This is a genomic window from Salinibacillus aidingensis, from assembly GCF_039522525.1.
GTDB classification, from domain to species: domain Bacteria; phylum Bacillota; class Bacilli; order Bacillales; family Alkalibacillaceae; genus Salinibacillus; species Salinibacillus aidingensis.
This window is the reverse complement of the sequence record NZ_BAAADO010000002.1, coordinates 365,534-389,087: the sequence shown is the minus strand read 5'-3', so window position 1 is coordinate 389,087 and position 23,554 is coordinate 365,534. Positions and strand designations below refer to the sequence as shown.

The following is a 23,554-nucleotide window of genomic DNA, read 5'->3' as shown; positions in this document are numbered from 1 at the left end:
ATTTTGGATCACGAGGCACCGATATACCAGGATTTATTTGGTATTTCATGGCTGGACTTTAACCTTTCCAATGTGGTGATGATGCTGATTGCCGCAACGATCGTATTTATTATAGGAATTTTAGCCAGTCGGAATTTAAAGCGAAAACCGACCGGTCTGCAGAACTTTATGGAATGGTTAATTGATTTTGTTAAAGGAATCATTGGTGACAACATGGATTGGAAGACGGGTAAACAGTTTTTACCCCTGGGGATGACGTTGATTACATACATCTTCGTTTCGAATATTTTAGGGGTTATCATGCTGATTACCATTGATCATGATTTATGGTGGAAATCCCCAACATCTGATCCAGGCATTACATTGTCACTTTCTGTTTTGATTATTGTTTTAACCCATTATTATGGTGTGAAAACATTAGGTGCGAAAAAGTATGGAAAGAGCTATTTCGAACCACTCCCACTAATGTTACCTTTTAACATTATTGAGGAATTTGCCAACACGTTGACGTTAGGTCTTCGTCTGTTTGGTAACATTTATGCAGGGGAGATTCTTTTAACTCTGCTGGCAGGACTCATGACAACTGGAGCCGTTGGATTCTTAGGTGGTATTATTCCAATGTTAGCTTGGCAAGGCTTCAGTATCTTTATAGGAGCAATTCAGGCATTTATCTTTACAATGTTGACAATGGTCTATATGTCCCACAAAGTGAGTCAGGACCATTAATGTTATATTGAAAAAATCTAATTTCGAAAATATGAGGAGGAATTTCAAATGTCAGGAGCTTTAGCAGCAGCAATTGCAGTAGGTTTAGGAGCATTAGGAGCAGGTATTGGTAACGGTCTTATCGTAAGTCGTACAGTAGAAGGAATCGCACGTCAACCAGAACTCCGCGGTGCCCTTCAAACAACCATGTTCATCGGTGTAGCATTGGTCGAAGCACTCCCAATCATCGCCGTCGTAATCGCATTTATGGTAATGTAGGTTTAAAAGTGGAAGGGCCCCGCTTAGCTCCGACCGCATAAGCAGAATACGCGGAGTGGCGTGCTTTTGGCCACGGAGCGGATTATGCTTATGACGGCTTGGAGCCAATCAGACAACATCAACTGTAAAATCTCAGAAAAAACCGGAGGCCTGAAACTCCAGGCTTATTCGTTTCACAAACAAACGATTGTTTAACCCTTAACCTGGAGCTTAGCCTCCATAATTGCATGAAAAAAGCTTTTCGCCATCTGAACTTGTAGTGTAAGAAGCTAGGTCATCTGCTATAAGGAAAACAGCAAATGACATTAGCGAAGTATATTTCCGGAGCGGGTTATATGCACTATCTTAATGGCAGCATATCCAACATTAGGTGTTGTCCTAGCTTCATAAACAAGTTCGACGATTGAAAAGCCGATATCAAATGTTTTGGCGAAAGGAGTGTGTGGCGTGTTAGATACAAGCGTTCTCGTATTAAACGCTAGTGGGTTCAGCTTTAATGGTGGAGATATTATTGTTTCCTTACTAACGTTCACTATTCTGCTATATCTTTTGAAGAAATTTGCATGGGGTCCATTAATGAACGTAATGAAAGAGCGTGAGGATCATATTGCAAGTGAAATCGATACGGCAGAACAAAATCGCCAGGAAGCAGAACGCTTAGCAGCTGAGGCAAAAGAAAACATTAAGAGCACCAGACAGGATGCTCAGAAGATTATTGAAGATGCTAAGCAAACGGCGAAGGAACAGGAACAATCCATTATTAGCGCTGCTCGCAGTGAAGCAGACCGTATGAAAGAAACCGCTCGTCAGGAAATCGAGCAGGAGAAAGATAAAGCTATTACAGCCCTTCAGGATCAAGTGGCGTCCTTGTCCGTAAGAATTGCAAGCAAGGTTATTGAAAAAGAGCTTTCTGAGAAGGATCAGGAGGAGCTTATCAATGAATATTTAAAAGAGGTAGGAGATAACGATGAGTGATTCAGTTGTTGCCAATCGTTATGCCGTAGCCCTTTTTGAACTAGGACAAGAGAAATTAGCACTCGATCAGCTTTTAACCGAAGTTCAGGCGGTACAGACCGTTTTTAACGAAAGTCAGGACTTAACAACATTCCTGAGTTCTCCAAGCATTTCTATTGAAAAGAAGAAAGCTCTTCTGAAGGATGCTTTTAAAGATGTTTCAAAGGAATTATTGAACACTTTATTTATTATGACAGAAAGACATCGTGAAACGGAAATACCAGCGATGACAAGAGCCTTCATATCGATGACGAACGAATCTCGGGGAGTAGCTGAAGCCGATGTATATTCCGTTCGTGCATTATCGGATGAAGAAAAGCAGTCATTAGAAAAAGTGTTTGCAGAGAAGCTGGGAAAAAACTCTCTATATATTACCAATATCGTAGACCCATCCCTTATTGGCGGTGTGAAGCTCAAAATAGGGAATCGCATCTATGATGGTACGATAAGTAGAAAGTTAGAGCGTATCGAACGTGAGCTGGTTTCTGCAAACAAATAAGATAGGGGTGAAAGTGGATGAGCATCAATGCTGAAGAAATCAGTGCGCTGATCAAACAGCAAATCGAAAATTATGAATCTGATATAGAAGTAAATGATGTAGGTACTGTTATTACAGTTGGTGACGGTATCGCACGTGTTCATGGTCTTGATAATGTCATGTCCGGTGAGCTTGTTGAGTTCTCCAATGGTGTAATGGGTATGGCACAGAACCTTGAAGAAAACAACGTTGGTATTGTCATCCTTGGACCTTTCACAGAAATTCGTGAAGGCAGTGAAGTTCGCCGTACAGGCCGTATTATGCAGGTTCCTGTCGGGGAGGAGCTTAAAGGCCGCGTTGTAAACCCTCTAGGCCAGCCAATCGATGGTTTAGGGGATATTGAAACAGGTAAAACTCGCCCAATTGAATCACCTGCACCTGGGGTAATGGATCGTAAATCTGTTGATGAACCATTACAGACAGGTCTGAAGGTTATTGACTCTATGATTCCAATTGGCCGTGGTCAGCGTGAGCTTGTGATCGGTGACCGTCAAACCGGTAAAACAGCGATTGCATTAGATACAATCATTAACCAGAAGGATCAGGATATGATTTGTATTTATGTAGCCATCGGACAAAAGGAATCAACCGTACGTGGGGTAGTGGAAACCCTTCGCCAAAATGGTGCGCTTGATTACACCATTGTTGTTTCCGCTGGTGCATCCGACCCGGCACCACTCTTATACCTGGCTCCATATGCGGGAGTATCTATGGGTGAAGAGTTCATGTATAACGGAAAGCACGTATTAGTAGTTTATGACGACTTATCCAAGCAGGCAGCTGCATATCGTGAACTTTCCCTGTTACTTCGCCGCCCACCAGGCCGTGAAGCATTCCCGGGAGATGTTTTCTATATTCACTCACGTCTGCTTGAGCGTGCAGCAAAGCTTAGTGATGACAAAGGTGGCGGATCCTTAACCGCACTTCCTTTCGTTGAAACTCAGGCGGGAGACATTTCTGCATACATTCCGACCAACGTAATCTCCATTACAGATGGACAGATTTTCTTAGAGACGGATCTATTTAACTCCGGTGTACGTCCGGCGGTTAACGCAGGTCTTTCCGTATCCCGAGTTGGTGGGGACGCCCAAATTAAAGCGATGAAGAAGGTTGCCGGTACACTCCGTCTTGACCTTGCTTCCTTCCGTGAGCTTGAATCATTCGCTCAGTTTGGTTCCGACCTGGATAAAGCAACACAGGATAAACTGAACCGTGGTTCAAGAACCGTTGAAATGCTGAAGCAGGGACTTCACCAGCCACAGCCGGTTGAAAAGCAGGTGTCCATTATTTACGCATTGACCAATGGATATCTCGATTACATCCCAGTTGAAGACGTGCAGCGCTTTGAATCCGAATTGTTCGACTGGATGGATAAAAATGCAACCGAAATTCTGGAGCATATTCGTTCAACAGGTCAATTGCCAGAAAAAGAAGACTTCAACAATGCGATTGAAAGCTTCAAGAAAACGTTTGTTGTATCCGAATAAGTGATTTGCATAATGGCTAGTCCAGAAAAAGGTGGTGAAATGGTGTGGCATCCCTTAATGACATAAAAGGCAGAATTAATTCAACGAAAAATATGAAAAAAATCACGAGTGCAATGGAAATGGTTTCTACAGCCAAGCTGAACCGTGCTGAACAAAATGCCAAGTCATTTGTTCCCTATATGGAAAAGATTCAGGAGGTTGTAGCCAGCATTGCCTCTGGTGACTCTGACGCCAATCATCCAATGTTGACGTCCAGAGATGTGAAAAAGACCGGCTACGTTGTCATTACGGCAGATCGTGGTCTGGCAGGTGCTTTTAACAGTAACGTACTTCGGGAATTAAATAACAACCTTTCGAAGCACAAGTCAAAAGATGAATATACGGTCATTGCTATCGGAAAAATGGCCCGGGAGTTCTGCAGAAAACGGAACATGCCTGTCGCGAAAGAGGTTGTAGGTATCGACGACCAGCCGGACTTTGCCGACATTAAAGAACTGGCGACCGAGACGGTAAATCTGTTCGTTAATGAAGAAGTTGACGAAATTTATATGATCTACAATCATTTTGAAAGCATAATTTCCCAGAAAGTGACCGAAAAGAAATTGCTTCCATTAACAGATTTAGACAGTGGGAATCAGAAGACTTCAAGCTCTTACGAATACGAGCCTAATCAGGAAGATATTTTAAATGTTTTACTGCCGCAGTATGCTGAAAGTCTGGTATACGGTGCGATTTTAGACAGTAAAGCAAGTGAGCATGCCGCACGTATGACGGCTATGAAGAATGCTACCGATAATGCGAACGATATGATTGATGACTTAAGCTTAACGTATAACCGTTTACGTCAGGCAGCCATCACTCAGGAGATTTCCGAAATTGTTGGTGGAGCATCAGCTCTAGAATAGGACATGAATGCAGTAAGGAGGGAAAAGGATGAGCAAAGGATATATCACTCAGGTAACAGGTCCGGTAGTAGACGTGAAGTTTGATTCCGACAACCTGCCTGAAATCTATAATGCTTTAGTCGTTAAGCATGAAGCGCAGGATGACTCAAGCGTTGATATTGATCTTACATTGGAAGTTGCTTTGCATTTAGGTGACGACACCGTTCGTGCCATTGCCATGTCAGGTACAGAAGGTCTTGTACGTGGAATGGAAGTTCAGGATACGGGCGCGCCGATTTCCGTTCCGGTTGGTGATGAAACCCTTGGACGTGTATTTAACGTATTAGGCGATAAAATTGACTTAGAAGATGAAATTGGCGAAGAAGTGGATCGTAATCCAATCCATCGTCCATCTCCTGAGTTTGAGAACCTGTCAACAGGAACTGAAATTCTTGAAACCGGAATTAAAGTTGTAGACTTGCTTGCTCCTTATACAAAAGGTGGTAAGATTGGTCTGTTCGGTGGTGCCGGTGTTGGTAAAACCGTATTGATTCAGGAGCTCATTAACAACATTGCCCAGGAGCATGGAGGTATTTCCGTATTTACCGGTGTTGGAGAGCGTACCCGTGAAGGTAACGACCTTTACTTTGAAATGAAAGATTCCGGAGTTATTTCCAAAACAGCCATGGTATTCGGACAAATGAACGAACCACCAGGTGCCCGTATGCGTGTAGCCCTGACAGGTCTGACAATGGCTGAATACTTCCGTGATGTAGAAGGCCAGGACGTACTGTTGTTTATCGATAACATTTTCCGTTTTACACAGGCTGGTTCAGAGGTATCCGCGTTACTTGGACGTATGCCATCTGCCGTTGGTTATCAGCCAACCCTTGCAACGGATATGGGTCAATTGCAAGAGCGTATTACATCAACCGACAAAGGTTCTATCACATCCATTCAGGCTGTATACGTTCCTGCCGATGACTATACAGACCCGGCACCAGCGACCGTTTTCGCTCACTTGGATGCGACAACAAACCTAGAGCGTTCCTTATCAGAGATGGGTATTTACCCAGCTGTGGACCCGCTTGCTTCAACTTCCCGTGCCCTTGACCCTAACGTAGTAGGTGAAGAGCACTATGAAGTAGCACGTAACGTTCAAAGTACTCTGCAGAAATATCGAGAGCTTCAGGATATTATTGCCATCTTAGGTATGGATGAATTAAGCGATGAGGATAAACTTACCGTTGCCCGTGCCCGTCGTATTCAATTCTTCCTATCTCAGAATTTCCACGTGGCTGAACAGTTCACTGGTCAGCCAGGATCCTATGTTCCAGTTGAAGAAACCGTTCGTGGCTTCAAGGAAATTCTTGATGGTAAATATGACGACATTCCGGAAGATGCCTTCCGTCTGGTTGGACGCATCGAGGAAGTTGTTGAAAAAGCTGAACAAATAGAGTCTTAGGGGAAGTGCAAACTTTCTAATTAGAAGCCCAAGGAGGGGTTAACCATGAAAACAGTGACAGTGAGTGTTGTCACTCCTGATGGCCCTGTATTGGAAAATGCGTACGAAATGGTTAGCTGTAAAGCAGAAAATGGCGAACTTGGGATCCTGCCAGGGCACATTCCCCTCGTTGCGCCATTAACCATCAGCTCTGTACGTTTAAAAAAAGAAGGAGACGAGGATGAACTCGCCGTCAGCGGTGGCTTCCTGGAAGTCCGCCCTGACAATGTCACCATTTTAGCCCAATCCGCTGAAAAACCAGGTGACATCGATGTTGAACGGGCACGCAAAGCCAAAGAACGTGCCGAACGCCGTCTCAATGCCAAACAAGACGATATCGACTTCAAGCGCGCCCAGTTAGCCCTGCAACGCGCGATCAATCGTCTGGATATCGCAGGAACAGGAAAATAAAAGTTTAATGAAAACCGGAATTCTCATTATTGATGGGGATTCCGGTTTTTGTTGTTTATTCAGGGATGGGCTTGCAGTTGAGACTAAGCCGAAAAGTGGAGAATTGGTCTTATGCATGGGGGATTAATCCGGGAAGGGTAGAATTGATCCAGGCATGCGGGATTAATCTTAGTCAGGCGGAATCAATCCCCGGGGTCGGGAATTGATCAGATCCAAAACAATTGGAATTAATCCTGTAAGAAATTAATTATTTTATAAAAGCAATTATTAATCCGCTCCCCACCGGAATTAAACCTATTTTGGAAATAATTCGACCAGAATGGAAAATAATTAAACCTGATTTGAAAAAGATTAATCCGGATGGAGAGTATTTAAACCTGAAATGGCAGATATCGCCCTAAAAAAATCAATTAAACCTGTAAATAGCTAATTGATCCAATCCAGCCGTAATTAAGCCAAACCACCCAGAATTATCCCAAAACCAGCCTAATTAAAATTAATCCAAATGCCCCTAAACCCATATTCCCAAATCTCCCCGCCATTCAATTTTCCTGCATGACCCCGATCCCCAAGGCATACAAATATAACAAATGAACATGTCTATAACCCCTGCGCTATCGACAATTTCAGGTTATAGTGCTACAATGAAAGCGATTACAAAAATTTTCGATTATTCCGAAAATAGATTAAGAGAGGTGAAGCCATGGACTCTCTTCATGTCTATCAGAACAGCTATACGATGATTGTAGTATTTATGCTGATCGCTGTTATGCTCCCGATTGTGGCCTTAACAGCAGGAAGACTGTTGCGGCCGCATGAACCGACAAAAGCCAAACGGAAAATCTATGAAAGTGGAATTGAACCTTTTCAGGATGCGAGGGTCCGATTTAATGTCAGCTACTATTTGATCGCATTAATGTTTGTGTTATTTGATGTGGAGACGGTTTTTTTATATCCATGGGCTGTGGCCTATGAACAACTGGGGATTTTTGCCCTGATTGAGATGCTGATTTTTATTGTCGTTCTGTTTCTCGGATTAGTTTACGCATGGAAAAAGGGAGTGCTTAAATGGAAATGAATCTTGAGGATATTTCAGTGCAGGAACGGGAGGAAATGCAACGGAATGTCTTTTTTATGACGCTTGAGCAGCTTAAATCCTGGGCACGAAGCAACTCGCTCTGGCCAGTTCAGTTTGGCCTGGCCTGCTGCGCGATTGAGATGATGGGCGTCGGTGCCTCCCATTATGATTTAGACCGGTTTGGATCCATATTCCGTTCATCACCCAGACATTCCGACTGCATGATTGTTTCAGGTACGGTAACGAAAAAAATGGCCCCGATTATTCGCAGACTCTATGATCAGATGCCTGAGCCCAAATGGGTCATTGCCATGGGATCCTGTGCAACGGCAGGAGGACCTTATGTTTATTCCTACTCAGTCGTCAAAGGTGTCGACCAGGTCGTTCCCGTCGATGTTTATATTCCTGGCTGTCCGCCGAATCCGGCAGCACTCATTTACGGGATCAATAAGCTGCAGGAAAAAATCCGCTATGAAGCAAAAACCGGAAAGCGGGTGACAAATACATGACAGAGGAAAATGAAAACAAACCACAACAAAATGAGGACATAAGTTCAAAATCAGAAGAAGCAAAACCAAAGGAACATGAAAATCAGAAACAAGCACCCACAAACCAGGAAGATGCACCCACTGCAGAATCAGATGAAATCAACCAATCTTCAGACCGCCCGCCTAAAGCCGATTCATCAGAAACCACCTCCAAGTCTGAAAAACCGAAACGTCCACGGAAAAAACGCACGAAAAAAGATCAGCCGCCCGAAAAGCAGGAACCATCACCTAATCAGCCATTATTAGACCACTATGTAAAAATGATAAAAAACAGCCTCGGGGACGATTCCATCGAAGAAGCGTTCGTCAATCGTTCATCCAAAGAACTTCCTACCATCACAGCGACCCCAAAGAGCTACTTTTCCATTGCCAAACTCCTTAGAGATCATGAAGAACTCCAGTTTCAATTTTTGTCAGATTTACACGGAATTGATTATGAAAGTCATATGGAAATCTACGTATATTTATACTCCATGACAAAAAAACAGTCTGTGGCTTTAAAGGTAAAGCTTGACCGGGACAATCCTGTGATTCCATCTCTGGTTCCCCTGTGGAAGGGGGCGAACTGGCCGGAAAATGAGGCCTACGATTTGCTTGGGATTACCTTTGAGGATCATCCCGATTTGAAACGGATTATGCTCGGGGAGGACTGGGAGGGCTATCCTCTTCGCAAGGATTATGAACCGTATGATGTGGAGGTGTAGCGAATGATTCGTACCGAGGAAATGCTGTTAAATGTTGGCCCGCAGCATCCCAGTACCCATGGGGTGTTTCGCCTGGTCGTGAAAGTGGATGGAGAAATCATTAAGGAAGCTACACCTGTCATTGGTTATTTACATAGAGGTACGGAAAAACTGGCCGAGGATCTGCAGTATACGCAAATTATTCCCTATACAGACCGGATGGATTACCTGTCAGCCATGACAAATAACTATGTGATCTGTCATGCAGTTGAGACGCTTATGGATCTGGAAGTGCCGGAACGTGCGGAATATTTACGTGTCATTGCCATGGAGCTGGGACGGATCGCCAGCCACCTCGTATGGTATGGCACCTATTTAATGGACATTGGAACAACAAGTCCATTTTTGTATGCATTTCGGGAGAGGGAAATGATTATAAATCTACTAAACGAACTTTGTGGAGCTCGTCTTACGTTCAACTACATGCGGATTGGCGGAGTGAAGTGGGATGCTCCTGATGGATGGATTGACAAAGTACGGGATTTTATTCCTTACATGAGAGAACAGGTGAAGGGATATCATGAACTGGTTACAGGCAATGAAATCTTTCTGAACCGTGTTAAAGGAGTGGGCCAGTATACACAGGAGGAAGCTATTCAATATTCCTTAAGCGGAGCAAATCTCCGCTGTACAGGGATTCCTTACGATCTGCGAAAAGAGCAGCCTTATTCGATTTATGACCGGTTTGACTTTCATGTCCCTGTGGGTGAAACAGGGGATGCCTGGTCCCGCTACTTATGCCGTATGTCTGAAATGGAGGAATCCCTGAAAATCTTAGAGCAGGCGGTTGATCAGTTCCCTGAAGGTGGGAAAACAATGGGGAAAGTCCCACGGATTATTAAGCCGCCCAAGGGTGAAGTCTATGTTCGTATTGAATCTCCGCGGGGGGAGATCGGCTGCTATATTGCGAGTGATGGGAAGAAAACACCTTACCGGCTGAAGTTTCGCAGGCCTTCCTTTTACAATCTGCAGATCCTGCCCAAATTGCTGGAAGGAGAAAATATGGCCAATTTAATCGCTATTTTGGGTGGCGTTGATATTGTGCTGGGGGAGGTGGATGGCTGATGAAATGGATGAATGAATTACTGGCAAGCGAACCGGCAAGCTCGAATCTATTTACTTTTATCCTCATCACTATGCCTTTATTGTCCATTGTCCTGGGCTTTGTCACCTATGCCATTTTAGCTGAAAGAAAAGTGCTTGGCTATATGCAGCTGCGCTATGGCCCCAATCGTACAGGGGGAAGGTTCGGACTCCTGCAAACTGTAGCTGACGTTTTGAAGCTTTTAATTAAAGAGGATACACGGCCGAAACAGGCAGACCGGGCACTCTTCTGGTTGGCCCCGGTGATAGCCTTTGTTCCTTCGTTTATGGTTCTAGCAGCCATCCCTTTTACCGAATCGATTCTCTTCGCCGATTTTGGGGTAGGTCTTCTTTATTTTATTGCCATATCCGGAATATCAACTTTGGGAATGCTGACAGCAGGCTGGGCCTCTAATAACAAGTATGCCTTAATGGGAGGTATGCGCTCAGCCGCTCAAATGATTTCCTATGAGATCCCGCTTCTGATGTCCCTTATCGGAGTGGTTCTGTTTGCTGGCAGTCTCAATCTGGTTGAAATCGTTGAGCAGCAGCAATATGTTCCTTATATCCTGTTACAGCCAATCGGATTTATCATCTTTTTTATTTCTGCAACGGCTGAGCTTAACCGCATTCCATTTGATTTACCCGAGGCGGAATCTGAATTAATTGCCGGCTATCATGTGGAGTATTCGGGCTTTCGTTTTGCGTTTTTCATGCTCTCCGAATATGTCTACTTATTTGCGATGTCAGCGCTGATAACCGTGTTATTTCTCGGAGGTTGGAATCCCATCCCGGGACTTGGTTTTATCCCCGACTTTATCTGGTTCGGCATTAAGTTCAGCATCGTTGTGTACGTATTTATGTGGATCCGCGCAACCTGGCCCCGCCTGCGTGCTGATCAGCTCATGGAATTCGGCTGGAAGATACTATTGCCCGCAGCCATGGCCAATATATTCCTATCTGCTATCTTAAAAGAATTATTCTTTTAAAAGTGTTTAATATTTAACTGAACTCAATGGTTACATCTATACAAGCAGTTGAAATACACGTAGACTCCTGCGGGAAGAGTGAGACAGGTGAGCCCCCGCAGCGCAGCGAGGAGGCTCACCGCTCACCCGCGGAAAGCGAAGTGTATTTCAACTGCGGTAAGCTAGAGTATCATAAGGTATGTGCAAAAACATCCTTAACATTTTTAAAGGTGGTGGAATCATGAAAGGTTTAGCAAAAGGCTTAGCTCATACGATTCGTCATATGTCCAAAGAAAATTTGAGCTACTCCTATCCGGATGAACCGATCCCCATGCCTGATCGATTTCGGGGGATTCAGAAGTTCTATCCGGAAAAATGCATTGTCTGTAACCAGTGTGTGAACATCTGTCCGACTGACTGCATTCAGCTGACTGGGAAAAAGCATCCGGACCCGGATCGCAAAGGAAAAATTATTGAAACGTATGATATTAATTTTGAAATTTGTATCCTGTGTGATCTTTGTACAGAGGTCTGTCCGACTGAGGCGATTGTGATGACCAATAATTTTGAACTGGCGGATTACTCAAGAGATGAACACTTCAAGGACCTTCAATGGCTGGATGAAAATGATACAAATATTCGGGAGGAGAATTGACCATGAATGGGGAATTTCTCGCCTTTTTAATCCTTTCAGGTACAGCCATCCTTGGTGGGATCCTCATGATTAACCTGAAGAAGGTCGTGCATATGCTGTTATCTGTTGTTCTTACCTTTGTCAGTCTGGCAGGTATTTACGTTTTGCTGTCTGCTGAGTTTGTTGCTGTAGTGCAAATCCTCATTTACTCAGGTGCAATTACGATTTTATTGACGTTTGGCATTATGCTGACCGATCACAAGGCAGAGGAGGATAGAGTCTCCAGCCGAATCAGGGCAGCATTAGCCGGTCTTGGGGTAATCATCTTTTTCTTCACTGTATATGCGGGCATCCGTAATCTTTATTTTGGACCGGGGGCAGAGACGCTGCATGCAGACAACACCCGGAAAGTCGGGGAAAGTATTTTCAGCCATTACGTCATTCCGTTTGAACTGGTTTCCATCGTTCTGCTGGTTGCTCTCATGGGTGCCGTCGTATTGACACGAAGAAGAGAGGGGGAAGACCAATGAGTTCAATCCCTTTGCAGCCCTTTCTTATTCTTGCCCTGATTTTATTCTGTATCGGTCTGTTTGGCGCATTAACGAAACGGAATACGATTATTGTTCTTATTTGTATTGAGCTCATGCTGAACGCTGTAAACGTAAACCTGGTCGCTTTTAGTAAGTACGGGGCCCATCCGGATATTACGGGTCAGGTTTTCTCATTGTTTTCCATTACGATTGCCGCCGCTGAGGTTGCTGTCGGCATGGCTATTTTAATTGCATGGTACCGCAGAAAACATAGTGTCAACATCGATGACGGAAATGATTTGAAAGGCTGACAGACAGGTTAAGGAATTCTTTATCACGCATGAACTGACCTACCCCCAGTTCAAGTTGAGGGTAAATCAGTAAGACAAAGTGGGGGATAAACGGTCAATGAATTCTGATAAGTTCAGCTAACCATCAATGGGGGATGGAGAACCCCCCACAGTGGAAGTTTCACTTTATCCAGAAGGAAGGGATTTTAGAAATGATCGAATTCACATGGCTGATCCCAATAATACCTTTGCTTACGTTTATTCTGCTCATCGTTTTCAGGGACAAGATGAAAAACATAGGTGGCTACATCGCTGTACTGTCATCCGTTTTGGCCTTTCTTTTAGCTGCTCTTGTGTTCATTCAGCTGCTGGATACAGGAACAGCTCTTCAGGAGTGGACATGGCTTGTGATTGGTTCCACTCAGATTTCATTTGGAACACTGCTTAACCCTTTAAACGGCCTCATGCTGATTTTAGTTGCTTTTATCAGTTTGTGTATACATATTTATTCGATAGGTTATATGGAAAACGATAAGCGGCTGACGACCTTTTTCGCCTATTTAAGTCTTTTTACCGCTGCCATGCTCGGACTTGTTTTATCTCCAAACTTACTGCAGTTTTACATGTTTTGGGAGCTTGTCGGGCTCGGTTCCTTTCTGTTAATCGGCTTTTATTTCTATAAAAACAGGGCTAAGCAGGCGGCTAAAAAGGCTTTTATTATGACTCGCATCGGGGATATGGGACTGTTAATCGGACTCATCCTGATTTTCTGGCAAACGGGAAGTCTCCAGTTTGAAGCTATATTTACCGCGATTTCTGGTGGTCAGGTGGATGGGGGAATGCTTACCCTGATTGGAATTCTTATTTTTATCGGTGCGATTGGAAAATCAGGTCAGTTTCCGTTGCATACCTGGCTTCCCGATGCGATGGAGGGGCCAACGCCGGTTTCCGCATTGATTCACGCAGCAACCATGGTCGCCGCAGGGGTTTATCTTGTTGCTGTGATGTATCCTCTTTATATGGCCAGTACAACCGCTCTGATCGTAGTGGCCGTCGTCGGAGGATTTACAGCGATTTATGCGGCGACAATCGGACTTGTTCAGAATGATATAAAGCAGGTGCTGGCCTATTCAACCATTTCCCAGCTTGGCTTTATGATGCTGGCGATGGGGACGTTAGGCTATACAGCAGGTGTATTCCATTTATTTACTCATGCCTTCTTTAAAGCGTTGTTATTCCTGGCTGCAGGCGCGGTGATTCATGCGGTTCATACCCAAAACATTAAAAGAATGGGAGGTCTTCATCATCGCTTAAAGCTCACGAGTATCACCTTTGCGATTGGTGCTCTGGCCATAAGCGGCTTCCCGCTTTTCTCCGGATTTTTCAGCAAAGAGGAAATTTTATCGGCAGTCTGGGCGGATGGACAGTACGGGCTGTGGGTAATTGCACTGATTGCGGCATTCTTAACGTCTCTATATATGTTCCGTTTATATTTTCTCGTATTTCATGGGGAAAGCAGGGAGCCAATCGATCAGGTGCGCCCCATCCCATTTATGATGAAACTTCCGATGGTGATTCTGACTGTTTTCGCGGTGGCTTCAGGTTTTTTCAATACAAGCTGGTTCGGTTCCTTTCTGGGAGACTGGTTGTTGCGGGAAAGCCCTGCTTTAGCTGAAACCCATCATAGAAGTTCCGTATGGGTTATGGTTGCAGCTACCCTGGTATCGTTGGGAGGAATCCTGCTCGCTTACATGATTTATATAAAGAAACAGATGAATCAGGAAGCATGGAAGTCATCCATGGCGGGAACGTACAACTTATTGACCCGCAAATACTACATTGATGAATTTTATGACGCCTCCTTTGTTAAGGGTGCAGGATGGCTTGGCCGGATGTTCGTTTACGTTGAACGATATGGAGTTGGGTTCCTGGTTTCCTTTTTCCGGGAACTGGTGACTACGTTAAGTAAATCAGGTTCTAAATCACAAACAGGACAGACACAGACTTACACAGCGGTTGCTTTTTTGGGAATGGTTGTTTTTGTGGCTGTATACATGATGAAAGGGGGATTTTAAGAGATGGGTATCCTTACCTTGCTTGTATTTTCCCCTGTCATTGGGATTCTGGCTTTTCTGTTTACGAGAAATTCGGTTGATCAGCAACGCACTCACGTATTGGCATTAATGGCAAGCTTTGTTCCTCTCCTCCTTTCCATACTGGTATTTGTTCAGTTTCAGGCCGGAAATAGCCTGACAGAGCAGGTTTCATGGATAACTTTTCAGGTGGTTGAGCGGACGTTAATCCTGAATTATGAACTGGCAGCAGACGGGTTTAGTGTGGTATTGATTTTGCTGACCACGGTGGTTTCGTTACTTGCTATCCTATCAGCACGGTGGCTGATTGACAAAGACGTAAAATGTTTTTTTATCCTCATGTTTATTCTGGAAATGGGAATTCTCGGAGTGTTTTCCGCTGATAACCTGATCCTTTTCTTCGTATTTTTCGAAATTACCCTTATTCCGATGTTTTTTTTAATCGGCAAATGGGGCGGCACGGATCGGGAGGAAGCAGCCTTTCGCTATATCATTTATAACGGTTTGGGATCCATGCTGCTTCTGCTGGCGATAGCCGTTATATTTGTGAATGCTGGAAACACGAATTTTTCAGTCGTAGCGGAATACTTCAGCCGCGGGGAACAGGAAGGTCTTCAGCTGGGGATTGCTATCACGTTATTGCTTGCTTTTGGTGTCAAACTGCCCATTTTCCCGCTTCATTCCTGGATGGTTAAGGTCCATGTCCACGCACCGCCGGCTCTGGTGATGATTCATGCAGGGGTATTGTTAAAAATCGGAGCTTATGGACTGATTAAATTCGGGGTAGCGTTCTTTCCGGAAGCTTTTGGAAAACTGGCTCCGGTGATCGCCATTCTGGGATTAATAAATCTATTGTACGGAGCTTTTCTGGCCTTTGTGCAGGATGAGTTACGGGCGGTGCTTGCGTATTCGAGTATTTCCCATATGGGCCTGATTCTCCTCGGGGTGGCTGCCCTTAATGAGGCGGGAATTCAGGGAGCGATTTTCCAGGCCGTATCGCATGGGTTAATTTCTGCATTATTTTTCCTGCTTGTAGGGATTTTGCTCGTGCGAACGCAGACGACCCGTTTGGAACGACTGAGCGGCCTTGCCCGATTAACCCCGCTGCTCGCAGGATTTTTCCTGGCAGCCGCGTTAGCAGGCTTTGGACTGCCTGGAATGAGCGGCTTTGTCAGTGAATTTACCGTTTTTATCGGAATCTTTGAAACGATGCCTGTAGTTGGAGTAATAGGAACACTCGGATTAATCATGACCGTGGTCTATTTCCTTAGAGCCATATTAAATATGACATTCGGAAGCTATCGAAATACCTTTGGAAATCTTAAAGACTTAAACATGGATGAAGGGCTCTCAGCAGCGACTTTGCTTCTGTGTATCATTGGTATCGGCGTATTTCCGAACTCGATTGCACTGACCATCCAGCAGACACTTGAAACCATACTTATGGGGATAGGGGGATAAGTCATGGATTTACAAACATTACGAAGCTTTGAATGGGGAATGATGGCACCAGAGTTTACCATTTTAATTGCGGGAATTCTGCTGTCCCTGATTGATTTGTTTGGAAAAAAACAGTGGAAGGGGCATTTGCCTTGGCTTGCCATCATCAGTATTGGAATTTCGATCCTCTTCTTAGGGTTTCAGGCTGGGCATCAGGATGTGTCGATTCTCTATGATACGTATATCTTTGATTCGTTTTCCTTTTACTTTAAATTCATCCTGCTGCTGGGCAGTTTTCTGATTTTCCTCATGATTCTATCAAGAACCGCTCATCAGGAAATTGAAGACAGAGGCGAATATGTCTACTTACTTTTGGCGGGATTACTGGGAACCATGATGATGGCTTCCAGTGCCGACCTGATCACTCTTTTTGTAGGACTTGAGCTGCTGTCCTTATCCTCCTACATTATGGTCGGGCTGCGGAAACAGCATGCTCACTCCAATGAAGGAGCGCTGAAATATGTGATAAATGGAGGAATTGCGACAGCTTTTACGCTTTTCGGCATGAGCTACGTCTACGGAGTATCAGGATCAACCAAACTTGTCGATATTTCCCGGGAAATGTCCGGTTCACTCGGAAGCGGGGAGCCGGTTGCCCTCATAGGTTTTATCATTCTGTTTATTGGACTCGGCTTTAAAATTTCCACCGTTCCTTTTCATATGTGGACCCCAGATGTATATCAGGGTGCCGCCACTCCTGTCAGTGCGTTTTTAAGTGTCATTTCCAAGGCAGCGGGGTTTATGATTATCATTCGCCTCTTTTGGGACCTTTTCCATTCAATTGGGGTGGCCGCGGAAAATGAGGCACTGTTTGAAGCGATGTTTGGGTTTGTCGCCACCGTTTCGATTTTAACGATGGTGGTGGGAAATATCATTGCCCTCAGACAGAGAAACATGAAGCGGCTTCTCGCTTATTCAAGCATCGGTCACGCCGGTTATATTCTGATTCCGCTTGTATCGTTAACGCCGATGTCCCTGGAAAATATCTGGTTTTACCTGCTGGCCTATGTGTTTATGACGATAGGAGCATTTATGGTGGTATACATACTGGAACAGCAGAAAGAATCAGAGGATTTATCCATTTTCACAGGTTTATATAAAAAATCTCCCGAATTAGCTGTGGTGATGACCATTTTCCTTGCTTCACTTGCTGGAATTCCGGGTACAGCCGGGTTTGTTGGGAAGCTGAATATTTTTATAGGAGCGGTTATCGCAAACCCCGCCCAATATCTGTTAGCCGGAATGATGGCACTTATGACGGTGATATCCTATATTTATTATTTCAATATATTCGTCCAGATGTTTATCCGCAGACCTCAGGAGGAAGAGAGGCCGCGAATTACGGTGCTGCAATGGACTCCTTTGCTCCTTTGTCTGATTGGCACTATTGGACTGGGAATCTTCCCGTTTTTAGCCTTGAATTTCTTTTCATAATCCAATCGAATTGACATCGCCCGCCTTTCTATTGCAAAGTAAATAGAGACAATGTAGGAGGGTCGAAATCATGGAATCAATCGGAATAACAGCACTAACAGGCTTAGTTTCACATATTGTATTTTTTGTTCTTACATGGAAGGTTCTCGAGGGACTGCGGATTGAACAGTTTTTCAAAAAAGGCAAGGTCATGGAAGCTCGAATCCTATTCATACTTGTCTGCATAACCATCGGGACAACAGCCAGTAACTTCTTCCTTGATATCCTTTCCTGGGCACAGGATTTAATCTATTTATTTTAAAGGTACAATGGAAATAGCAGAGGACGCTTGATCTTCTGCTATTTTTATTTATAGGCTTAAATCTCCAATCCTGGCAAATAGGCACAGAATCCAGGCAAATAGATGTCATTTTACGCGAGCTTTTCGCCGAAGTCATCACCCCCGCACAAAAATCACTTCCCAACGTTTAAACCTTCTCCCAATTGCCCATAATGAAGACTAAAAAGTACGGGAGAGGGATTTCTAATGAATAAAATCTATAAAAAAGCAATCATATCTATTAGTCTATTAATTTTCTTTATGAACCTCAATCTGACTGCCCCCGAGGCTAAGGCGTCCCATAATCTGCAACCATTAAATGAGATCTATTCATTTTTTCAGAATGAGCAATTAGAGCTTTTAGAGTGGCAGGTCCTGATGCGTGATAAGGTAAAGCTGAAATCCAAAAGTGTGGAACAGATTTTAAACCGTCAATTCCCTGATGCGTCCGTTGATGTTCAAAGGCTGGATAACCAGGCCGAAAAAATTATAATAAACAACCATAATAAAATGGGCGGCTTTACCGAACAGTTATCCATAGTGCACCAGAAAAATTCTGCTACAGCTGAATTTAAATATATACTAAAAGGAAAAAAGTGGGACGAAAATGTCGAAAAAATGGTAAAACAAACATTAAACCAGCAAGTTTTGCAATTATTCGACAAAATACCTGCGATTTTCACTTGTATGAGGGCACAAACTAGTGATAATATTAAAAGTAATTATTTGGTTGATAAATTTCAGGAACAGACGAACATGGATAAGCTAAAAACGTTGAATGAAAAAAATTTTGAAACCGTATCAGGATATATTCACAAATGGACAATAGATGAAATACCTATATCACAGAGAGAAAAAATGAATGTTCAAATGGCTGTACGAAATGGTTTGGCGCATGGATCGAATGTCATCATAGGAACGCCAATCCTTGTAACTGAATATTAATATAGTGAAAATGAGGACGCGGAGGGGAAAGTATTGGATAAAATCATCGTAAGTGGTGGGAGGCAGCTTAAGGGTACCGTGAAGGTCTCCGGTGCTAAAAATGCTGTCCTGCCCGTCATTGCAGCAAGTATAATGGCAAGTGAAGGAAAAAGTGTGATTCATGAAGTACCAGCACTCGCTGATGTGGAAACCATGAGTGAAGTGATTCGAAACATGAATGTGAATGTATTATCTCATGATCATACACTCGTTATAGATTCAGCAAGACCTTTAACAACAGAAGCACCACTTGAATACGTCAGAAAAATGCGCGCATCTGTCCTTGTTTTAGGTCCTCTTCTTGCACGCTATGGCCACGCGAAGGTAGCAATGCCGGGTGGCTGTGCAATTGGCTCCAGACCCATTGACCAGCATTTGAAAGGCTTTGAAGCAATGGGAGCCAAAGTACATGTTGGAAATGGTTTTGTTGAAGCATATACAGACGGTCGATTAAAAGGTGCAAAAATATATTTAGACGTCCCAAGTGTAGGCGCCACAGAGAATGTTATGATGGCAGCCGCACTGGCTGAAGGAAAAACAATACTGGAAAACTGCGCCAGAGAACCGGAAATTGTAGACCTGGCCAATTTCTTAAATAAGATGGGTGCTAAAGTCATTGGTGCCGGAACAGAAACGATCAAAATTGAAGGTGTAGACTCTCTTAAGGGAACTGAACACACAACTATTCCGGACCGAATTGAAGCCGGAACGTTTATGGCTGCAGCTGCCATCACACGTGGAAATGTTTATATTAAAGGCGCAGTCGCCGATCATTTGACCTCAACCATATCAAAACTGGAAGAGATGGGGGTCATTATTGAAGAGGAAGAAGAGGGGCTCCGCGTAATAGGTCCTGAAGAACTTAAGTCGGTCAATGTAAAAACGCTGCCATACCCTGGATTCCCTACTGACATGCAGCCACAGATTATGACACTCGCGATGAAAGCAGAAGGCACAAGTGTGATTAGTGAAACGGTATTCGAGAACCGCTTTATGCATGTCGAGGAATTCGGACGTATCAACGGAAATATTCGTATCGAAGGCAGAAGCGCAATCGTTGAAGGTCCAGTTGACCTGCAGGGAGCTGAAGTTACAGCAACCGACCTGCGAGCAGCCGCAGCTTTAATCATAGCCGGATTAGTAGCTGACGGTTATACACGTGTGACCGAATTAAAACATCTGGACCGTGGATACGTAAACATTGTAGGTAAGCTGAAACAACTGGGTGCAGATATTATCCGGGTAAGAGATGCCTCTGAAGAACAAGAGGAAGAAGAAGTTATGACAGAAGCCGATGACCAAATCAGCTCATTATAAGTAGAATGGAATAGGATGAAGTGAGAACAGACGGGTTGGATTTTCCAATTCGTCTGTTTTTTTGAGCCCTTGTTTATGCATATAGCGGAGGAGGTTCAATTACCGGAGTTTTGGATGAATAATGGCAAAGTTGGCTTAAACCTGGATTTTCCGGCTCAATTAAAGATAAGCCGGATTAAAACAGACAATATATGCTGAATCAGGAGTGGGCCGGATTCATTCCATAAAAATCCGCTTAATTATATCAAAAGCGGACAGAAAACTACGAAAATAGGATTAAATCATTTCAGAAATGGATTAAAAGAATTGAAAATAGGCGTGAAAAGCGGTTATGCGGGCTTAAAAAGATTGAATTCCGCTCAATTATCACCAACTGAGACCAATCCCGCTAAAACAGGCATAATTCACATAATTTCGGATCAATCATCACATCCCCGCCACCCCCCCAACACACAGCCAGATCCGCATCACAAAATAATCGATCAATCTCCCATGAACCTCCCGAATTTTGTAGAAAAATGACATATGGAATGATAATATAGACGTACTACAAATGTATGATGATTCATACAAAATATAGAAACGTTAGATTGAGGTTATGTTTATATGAATGAGGAGATTGTCGTAAATACGGATACTTGCTATTGGCTGGCAGAGGAAAAAGCAGCTGACTATTTTAATATATTATATGATCAGATCCACCAGAAGACGCATATCCCGCCGCTGATAACAGATCTGAAATCCTGGAGTCATCACCGACGTCATCGTCATTCCCTTTTCTCCTTATTTTCATCACATAGAAAAAAGCCTGAAAGCTATAACCATTATGTTAAATGGCTGGAACAGAAAGGGAAGCTCGATGACTATTTAGAGCGGAGTGTCTCCTATATTTACCTTAGGGATATGGGCAAGGACTTAAGTTCGGCAGGTACTCGCATAAAGGTTCGGAATGTCGTGGAGCATCTGAAAAAGCAAATTTCCCAACGAAAAGAAAGTGATCTGGATGCTGAGCAATTTAATATTGCCTGGCTGTACCGGATTGCACAGAAATACCAGTTTGAGTCAACGATGATCTGGTTTATCGAGAAACTGAAGACAATCTCCTCAGTAATCCCCGAAGAAATGGATGCTGAAAAAGCCCAGCTAAAACTCATTAAAATCATTACCGGCGTGATGATTAATGAGCTGGAGGAAAAGGGGGAGGGGATGTCGCCCGAGGAGCTTTCCCGGACTCTTGATACAGCTGTCAGGCTTGGCTACGCTTATGGTCTGACCTATCCATTTATTGATGATTTACTGGACAGCAAGGTTTTATCAGAAGAAGAGGCAAAACGCTATTCCGAAATCATTCGGACAACCTTGGTAACAGGATCGGTACCAGCTTTAGGCAAGTGGCAAGGGAAGAACAGACATTTGGTTCAATTTGCTCATTCAGAACTGAAAAAAGCCTTTGAATATATCAAAAATCATCAGACCGAAAGCACGAAAAACAACTTTTTGGAACAGGCGTATGTGTTTTTCCAAGCACAGGAGGAAGACCGGAATAAGGATTTGCTCAATGGCCGCTATACCAACGAGGATATCTTCATTCCTGTCATACTTAAATCGGCTTCATCCCGTTTAATGATCCATGCGATAACCAGTGGTGAAAATACGGAAGGCCTGGACCAGTACACCTTTTATTACGGCATATACAACCAGCTTTCAGATGATCTGAGAGACATGTACAGTGACCTGAAAGAGGGTACGGTAACTCCATATACCTATTATTTAAAGCACCATAAAGAACGCCCCGACCTGATCAATCCATTTGAATTATACTGGGCCGTTACCCATAACCTGATTCACAACATTTATCACTCAGACCCAAAAACATGTGAAGTCATCCTGGGACGAGCAATCAATGGTCTGAAACGGTTAAGAGCACAGTTTGGTACAGAAAAATATAATGAATTAATGAATCGATTTGCCTCAGGGATTCCGAAGCTCAACAACCTGGTACAAAAGATAAGTCATAAAGTGGACGATGTGGCATTTTTAGATAAATTAATCAGAGATCAGCTGATTGCTGATTTAAGAAACAGCAGCAGGGAACAGGAGGAATTTTTCAAAAGCATTGAGAAAATTCATCCCCGGATTAATCAAATGTTAACGATGCCTGAAGAGGATGCATTACCACAAGATCCCATTATAGATGCGGCTAATTACAGTCTGAGTGGGGACGGGAAACGGCTCCGGCCGATTGTGACCTGGATGATGGGTGTGCATGGATATGGCCTGAAAAGTTCAGAAATTGAGCCATTGATCAAATCCTTGGAATACATGCATACCGCTTCCCTGATTTTTGATGATCTTCCATCCCAGGACAATGCAACGACCCGCAGAGGGAAGCCGACCCTGCATCAGGTATATCGTACAAGTATTGCGGAATTAACGGCTCTCTTTATGACGCAGCGGGCGGTCAGGGAGGAAACGAAGCTTGATGCATTTGACGCCGACACCGTTCTTAAGGTCATTCACTATTCAACAAAATCAACCGAGGAAATGTGTAAGGGTCAGGTGATGGATCTTAACGCTAAAGGAAAAAATCTGACACTGGACGAAATGAATACCATCTCCTTTTATAAAACCGGTCTTGGATTTGAGGTTGCCCTCGTCCTTCCAGCCATGCTCGCCCAGGCAGGAGAAAGCGAGATCAGTGCACTGAAAAAATTCTCCCGCCATTTCGGGATTACCTTCCAGATTAAAGATGATTTGCTGGATGTGGAAGGAGATCAGCAGCGAATCGGGAAAAATACCGGCATCGACGCTGAGAACAACCATTCAAACTTTGTATCCATCTTAGGAGTAGAAGGTGCCAGAAAAGCAATGTGGGATCATTATTGTGAGGCCATGGACGCCTTGCAGGAAGTCCCCCGGAATACCGCATTTTTAAAGCAGCTGTTAACCTATTTTGTAAACCGCGATCATTAATCCGAATATACGAAGAGAATATAGCAAGTGATGGACAGGTCTATTTTGGGCCTGTCTATTTTTTTAGCACGCATGAACTGGCCGTAATACCCCCACTTCAAGTCTTGAGGATAGCCCAACAAGACTAAGTGGGGGATGGAGAAAACCCCCACTGATGGAAGTTTCCCTTTACTATTCCATAGATACACAATTCCTCATTTTTTAGTTCTATTAAATCGGCCTCACGAATAAATATTTT

At 43.8% G+C, this 23,554-nt stretch carries 23 protein-coding genes; all 23 read left to right on the top strand.

Annotation, left to right across the window (positions count from 1 at the left end; genetic code table 11):
• The first annotated feature begins 3 nt into the window (after window positions 1-3).
• Window positions 4-726, top strand: a complete 723-nt coding sequence (gene atpB / locus ABD006_RS05500) for a F0F1 ATP synthase subunit A (protein ID WP_343838523.1) — start codon at window positions 4-6, stop codon at window positions 724-726.
• Between the two features lie 48 nt (window positions 727-774).
• Complete coding sequence (gene atpE, locus ABD006_RS05495) at window positions 775-984, top strand: F0F1 ATP synthase subunit C (RefSeq protein ID WP_343838522.1); 210 nt, start codon at window positions 775-777, stop codon at window positions 982-984.
• A 447-nt stretch (window positions 985-1,431) separates the two neighbouring features.
• Window positions 1,432-1,959, top strand: a complete 528-nt coding sequence (locus ABD006_RS05490) for a F0F1 ATP synthase subunit B (RefSeq protein WP_044162397.1) — start codon at window positions 1,432-1,434, stop codon at window positions 1,957-1,959.
• The gene (locus tag ABD006_RS05485) at window positions 1,952-2,497 is read left to right on the top strand and encodes a F0F1 ATP synthase subunit delta (RefSeq protein WP_343838504.1); all 546 of its coding nucleotides are present in this window, start codon (window positions 1,952-1,954) and stop codon (window positions 2,495-2,497) included. The genes ABD006_RS05490 and ABD006_RS05485 overlap by 8 nt, the downstream gene beginning before the upstream one ends.
• Window positions 2,498-2,514: 17 nt before the next feature.
• Entirely contained in the window at window positions 2,515-4,023 is a 1,509-nt protein-coding gene (atpA, locus tag ABD006_RS05480) for a F0F1 ATP synthase subunit alpha (RefSeq protein WP_343838502.1), read from the top strand.
• A 44-nt stretch (window positions 4,024-4,067) separates the two neighbouring features.
• Window positions 4,068-4,928 (top strand): ATP synthase F1 subunit gamma, encoded by an 861-nt coding sequence (gene atpG / locus ABD006_RS05475; RefSeq protein ID WP_343838500.1) that lies wholly within the window; start codon window positions 4,068-4,070, stop codon window positions 4,926-4,928.
• A gap of 28 nt (window positions 4,929-4,956) precedes the next feature.
• A complete protein-coding gene (gene atpD / locus ABD006_RS05470) occupies window positions 4,957-6,372 on the top strand; it encodes a F0F1 ATP synthase subunit beta (protein ID WP_343838498.1) in 1,416 nt (471 codons plus the stop codon).
• A 45-nt stretch (window positions 6,373-6,417) separates the two neighbouring features.
• Window positions 6,418-6,822: a F0F1 ATP synthase subunit epsilon gene (locus ABD006_RS05465; protein ID WP_044162387.1), complete on the top strand. Its 405-nt coding sequence runs from the start codon at window positions 6,418-6,420 to the stop codon at window positions 6,820-6,822.
• A 703-nt stretch (window positions 6,823-7,525) separates the two neighbouring features.
• Window positions 7,526-7,900 (top strand): NADH-quinone oxidoreductase subunit A, encoded by a 375-nt coding sequence (locus tag ABD006_RS05460; RefSeq protein WP_343838496.1) that lies wholly within the window; start codon window positions 7,526-7,528, stop codon window positions 7,898-7,900.
• Window positions 7,891-8,409: a NuoB/complex I 20 kDa subunit family protein gene (locus tag ABD006_RS05455; protein ID WP_343838494.1), complete on the top strand. Its 519-nt coding sequence runs from the start codon at window positions 7,891-7,893 to the stop codon at window positions 8,407-8,409. The genes ABD006_RS05460 and ABD006_RS05455 overlap by 10 nt, the downstream gene beginning before the upstream one ends.
• Window positions 8,406-9,152 (top strand): NADH-quinone oxidoreductase subunit C, encoded by a 747-nt coding sequence (locus ABD006_RS05450; RefSeq protein WP_343838492.1) that lies wholly within the window; start codon window positions 8,406-8,408, stop codon window positions 9,150-9,152. The genes ABD006_RS05455 and ABD006_RS05450 overlap by 4 nt, the downstream gene beginning before the upstream one ends.
• A gap of 3 nt (window positions 9,153-9,155) precedes the next feature.
• Window positions 9,156-10,256 carry an NADH-quinone oxidoreductase subunit D gene (locus ABD006_RS05445; RefSeq protein ID WP_343838490.1) on the top strand — a complete coding sequence of 367 codons (1,101 nt, stop codon included), beginning with the start codon at window positions 9,156-9,158 and terminating at the stop codon, window positions 10,254-10,256.
• Window positions 10,256-11,263 carry an NADH-quinone oxidoreductase subunit NuoH gene (gene nuoH, locus ABD006_RS05440; RefSeq protein WP_425542188.1) on the top strand — a complete coding sequence of 336 codons (1,008 nt, stop codon included), beginning with the start codon at window positions 10,256-10,258 and terminating at the stop codon, window positions 11,261-11,263. Before ABD006_RS05445 ends, nuoH begins: the two co-directional genes overlap by 1 nt.
• 220 nt (window positions 11,264-11,483) lie before the next feature.
• Window positions 11,484-11,897: an NADH-quinone oxidoreductase subunit NuoI gene (nuoI, locus tag ABD006_RS05435; RefSeq protein ID WP_343838488.1), complete on the top strand. Its 414-nt coding sequence runs from the start codon at window positions 11,484-11,486 to the stop codon at window positions 11,895-11,897.
• A 2-nt stretch (window positions 11,898-11,899) separates the two neighbouring features.
• Window positions 11,900-12,406: an NADH-quinone oxidoreductase subunit J gene (locus ABD006_RS05430; RefSeq protein ID WP_343838486.1), complete on the top strand. Its 507-nt coding sequence runs from the start codon at window positions 11,900-11,902 to the stop codon at window positions 12,404-12,406.
• Window positions 12,403-12,717, top strand: coding sequence for an NADH-quinone oxidoreductase subunit NuoK (nuoK, locus tag ABD006_RS05425; RefSeq protein ID WP_343838484.1), 315 nt, complete (start codon window positions 12,403-12,405; stop codon window positions 12,715-12,717). Before ABD006_RS05430 ends, nuoK begins: the two co-directional genes overlap by 4 nt.
• A 134-nt stretch (window positions 12,718-12,851) precedes the next feature.
• Window positions 12,852-14,771 (top strand): NADH-quinone oxidoreductase subunit L, encoded by a 1,920-nt coding sequence (nuoL, locus tag ABD006_RS05420; RefSeq protein ID WP_425542187.1) that lies wholly within the window; start codon window positions 12,852-12,854, stop codon window positions 14,769-14,771.
• A gap of 3 nt (window positions 14,772-14,774) precedes the next feature.
• Window positions 14,775-16,250 carry a complex I subunit 4 family protein gene (locus ABD006_RS05415; protein ID WP_343838480.1) on the top strand — a complete coding sequence of 492 codons (1,476 nt, stop codon included), beginning with the start codon at window positions 14,775-14,777 and terminating at the stop codon, window positions 16,248-16,250.
• A gap of 3 nt (window positions 16,251-16,253) precedes the next feature.
• Window positions 16,254-17,723 carry an NADH-quinone oxidoreductase subunit NuoN gene (gene nuoN / locus ABD006_RS05410; protein WP_343838478.1) on the top strand — a complete coding sequence of 490 codons (1,470 nt, stop codon included), beginning with the start codon at window positions 16,254-16,256 and terminating at the stop codon, window positions 17,721-17,723.
• 70 nt (window positions 17,724-17,793) lie between these two features.
• The gene (locus tag ABD006_RS05405) at window positions 17,794-18,024 is read left to right on the top strand and encodes a DUF1146 family protein (RefSeq protein WP_425542186.1); all 231 of its coding nucleotides are present in this window, start codon (window positions 17,794-17,796) and stop codon (window positions 18,022-18,024) included.
• Window positions 18,025-18,249: 225 nt separating this feature from the next.
• A complete protein-coding gene (locus ABD006_RS05400) occupies window positions 18,250-18,987 on the top strand; it encodes a YwmB family TATA-box binding protein (protein ID WP_343838476.1) in 738 nt (245 codons plus the stop codon).
• 33 nt (window positions 18,988-19,020) lie between these two features.
• Entirely contained in the window at window positions 19,021-20,343 is a 1,323-nt protein-coding gene (murA, locus tag ABD006_RS05395) for a UDP-N-acetylglucosamine 1-carboxyvinyltransferase (protein ID WP_343838474.1), read from the top strand.
• Window positions 20,344-20,949: 606 nt separating this feature from the next.
• Window positions 20,950-23,316, top strand: a complete 2,367-nt coding sequence (locus tag ABD006_RS05390; RefSeq protein WP_343838472.1) for a polyprenyl synthetase family protein — start codon at window positions 20,950-20,952, stop codon at window positions 23,314-23,316.
• Window positions 23,317-23,554 lie beyond the last annotated feature (238 nt).

Coding starts and splice junctions, on each gene's coding strand:
- atpE (WP_343838522.1), top strand. CDS start 775: ATGTCAGGAGCTTTAGCAGCAGCAATTGCAGTAGGTTTAGGAGCATTA.
- ABD006_RS05485 (WP_343838504.1), top strand. CDS start 1,952: ATGAGTGATTCAGTTGTTGCCAATCGTTATGCCGTAGCCCTTTTTGAA.
- atpA (WP_343838502.1), top strand. CDS start 2,515: ATGAGCATCAATGCTGAAGAAATCAGTGCGCTGATCAAACAGCAAATC.
- atpD (WP_343838498.1), top strand. CDS start 4,957: ATGAGCAAAGGATATATCACTCAGGTAACAGGTCCGGTAGTAGACGTG.
- ABD006_RS05465 (WP_044162387.1), top strand. CDS start 6,418: ATGAAAACAGTGACAGTGAGTGTTGTCACTCCTGATGGCCCTGTATTG.
- ABD006_RS05460 (WP_343838496.1), top strand. CDS start 7,526: ATGGACTCTCTTCATGTCTATCAGAACAGCTATACGATGATTGTAGTA.
- ABD006_RS05455 (WP_343838494.1), top strand. CDS start 7,891: ATGGAAATGAATCTTGAGGATATTTCAGTGCAGGAACGGGAGGAAATG.
- ABD006_RS05450 (WP_343838492.1), top strand. CDS start 8,406: ATGACAGAGGAAAATGAAAACAAACCACAACAAAATGAGGACATAAGT.
- ABD006_RS05445 (WP_343838490.1), top strand. CDS start 9,156: ATGATTCGTACCGAGGAAATGCTGTTAAATGTTGGCCCGCAGCATCCC.
- nuoH (WP_425542188.1), top strand. CDS start 10,256: ATGAAATGGATGAATGAATTACTGGCAAGCGAACCGGCAAGCTCGAAT.
- nuoI (WP_343838488.1), top strand. CDS start 11,484: ATGAAAGGTTTAGCAAAAGGCTTAGCTCATACGATTCGTCATATGTCC.
- ABD006_RS05430 (WP_343838486.1), top strand. CDS start 11,900: ATGAATGGGGAATTTCTCGCCTTTTTAATCCTTTCAGGTACAGCCATC.
- nuoK (WP_343838484.1), top strand. CDS start 12,403: ATGAGTTCAATCCCTTTGCAGCCCTTTCTTATTCTTGCCCTGATTTTA.
- nuoL (WP_425542187.1), top strand. CDS start 12,852: ATGGAGAACCCCCCACAGTGGAAGTTTCACTTTATCCAGAAGGAAGGG.
- ABD006_RS05415 (WP_343838480.1), top strand. CDS start 14,775: ATGGGTATCCTTACCTTGCTTGTATTTTCCCCTGTCATTGGGATTCTG.
- nuoN (WP_343838478.1), top strand. CDS start 16,254: ATGGATTTACAAACATTACGAAGCTTTGAATGGGGAATGATGGCACCA.
- ABD006_RS05405 (WP_425542186.1), top strand. CDS start 17,794: ATGGAATCAATCGGAATAACAGCACTAACAGGCTTAGTTTCACATATT.
- ABD006_RS05400 (WP_343838476.1), top strand. CDS start 18,250: ATGAATAAAATCTATAAAAAAGCAATCATATCTATTAGTCTATTAATT.
- ABD006_RS05390 (WP_343838472.1), top strand. CDS start 20,950: ATGAATGAGGAGATTGTCGTAAATACGGATACTTGCTATTGGCTGGCA.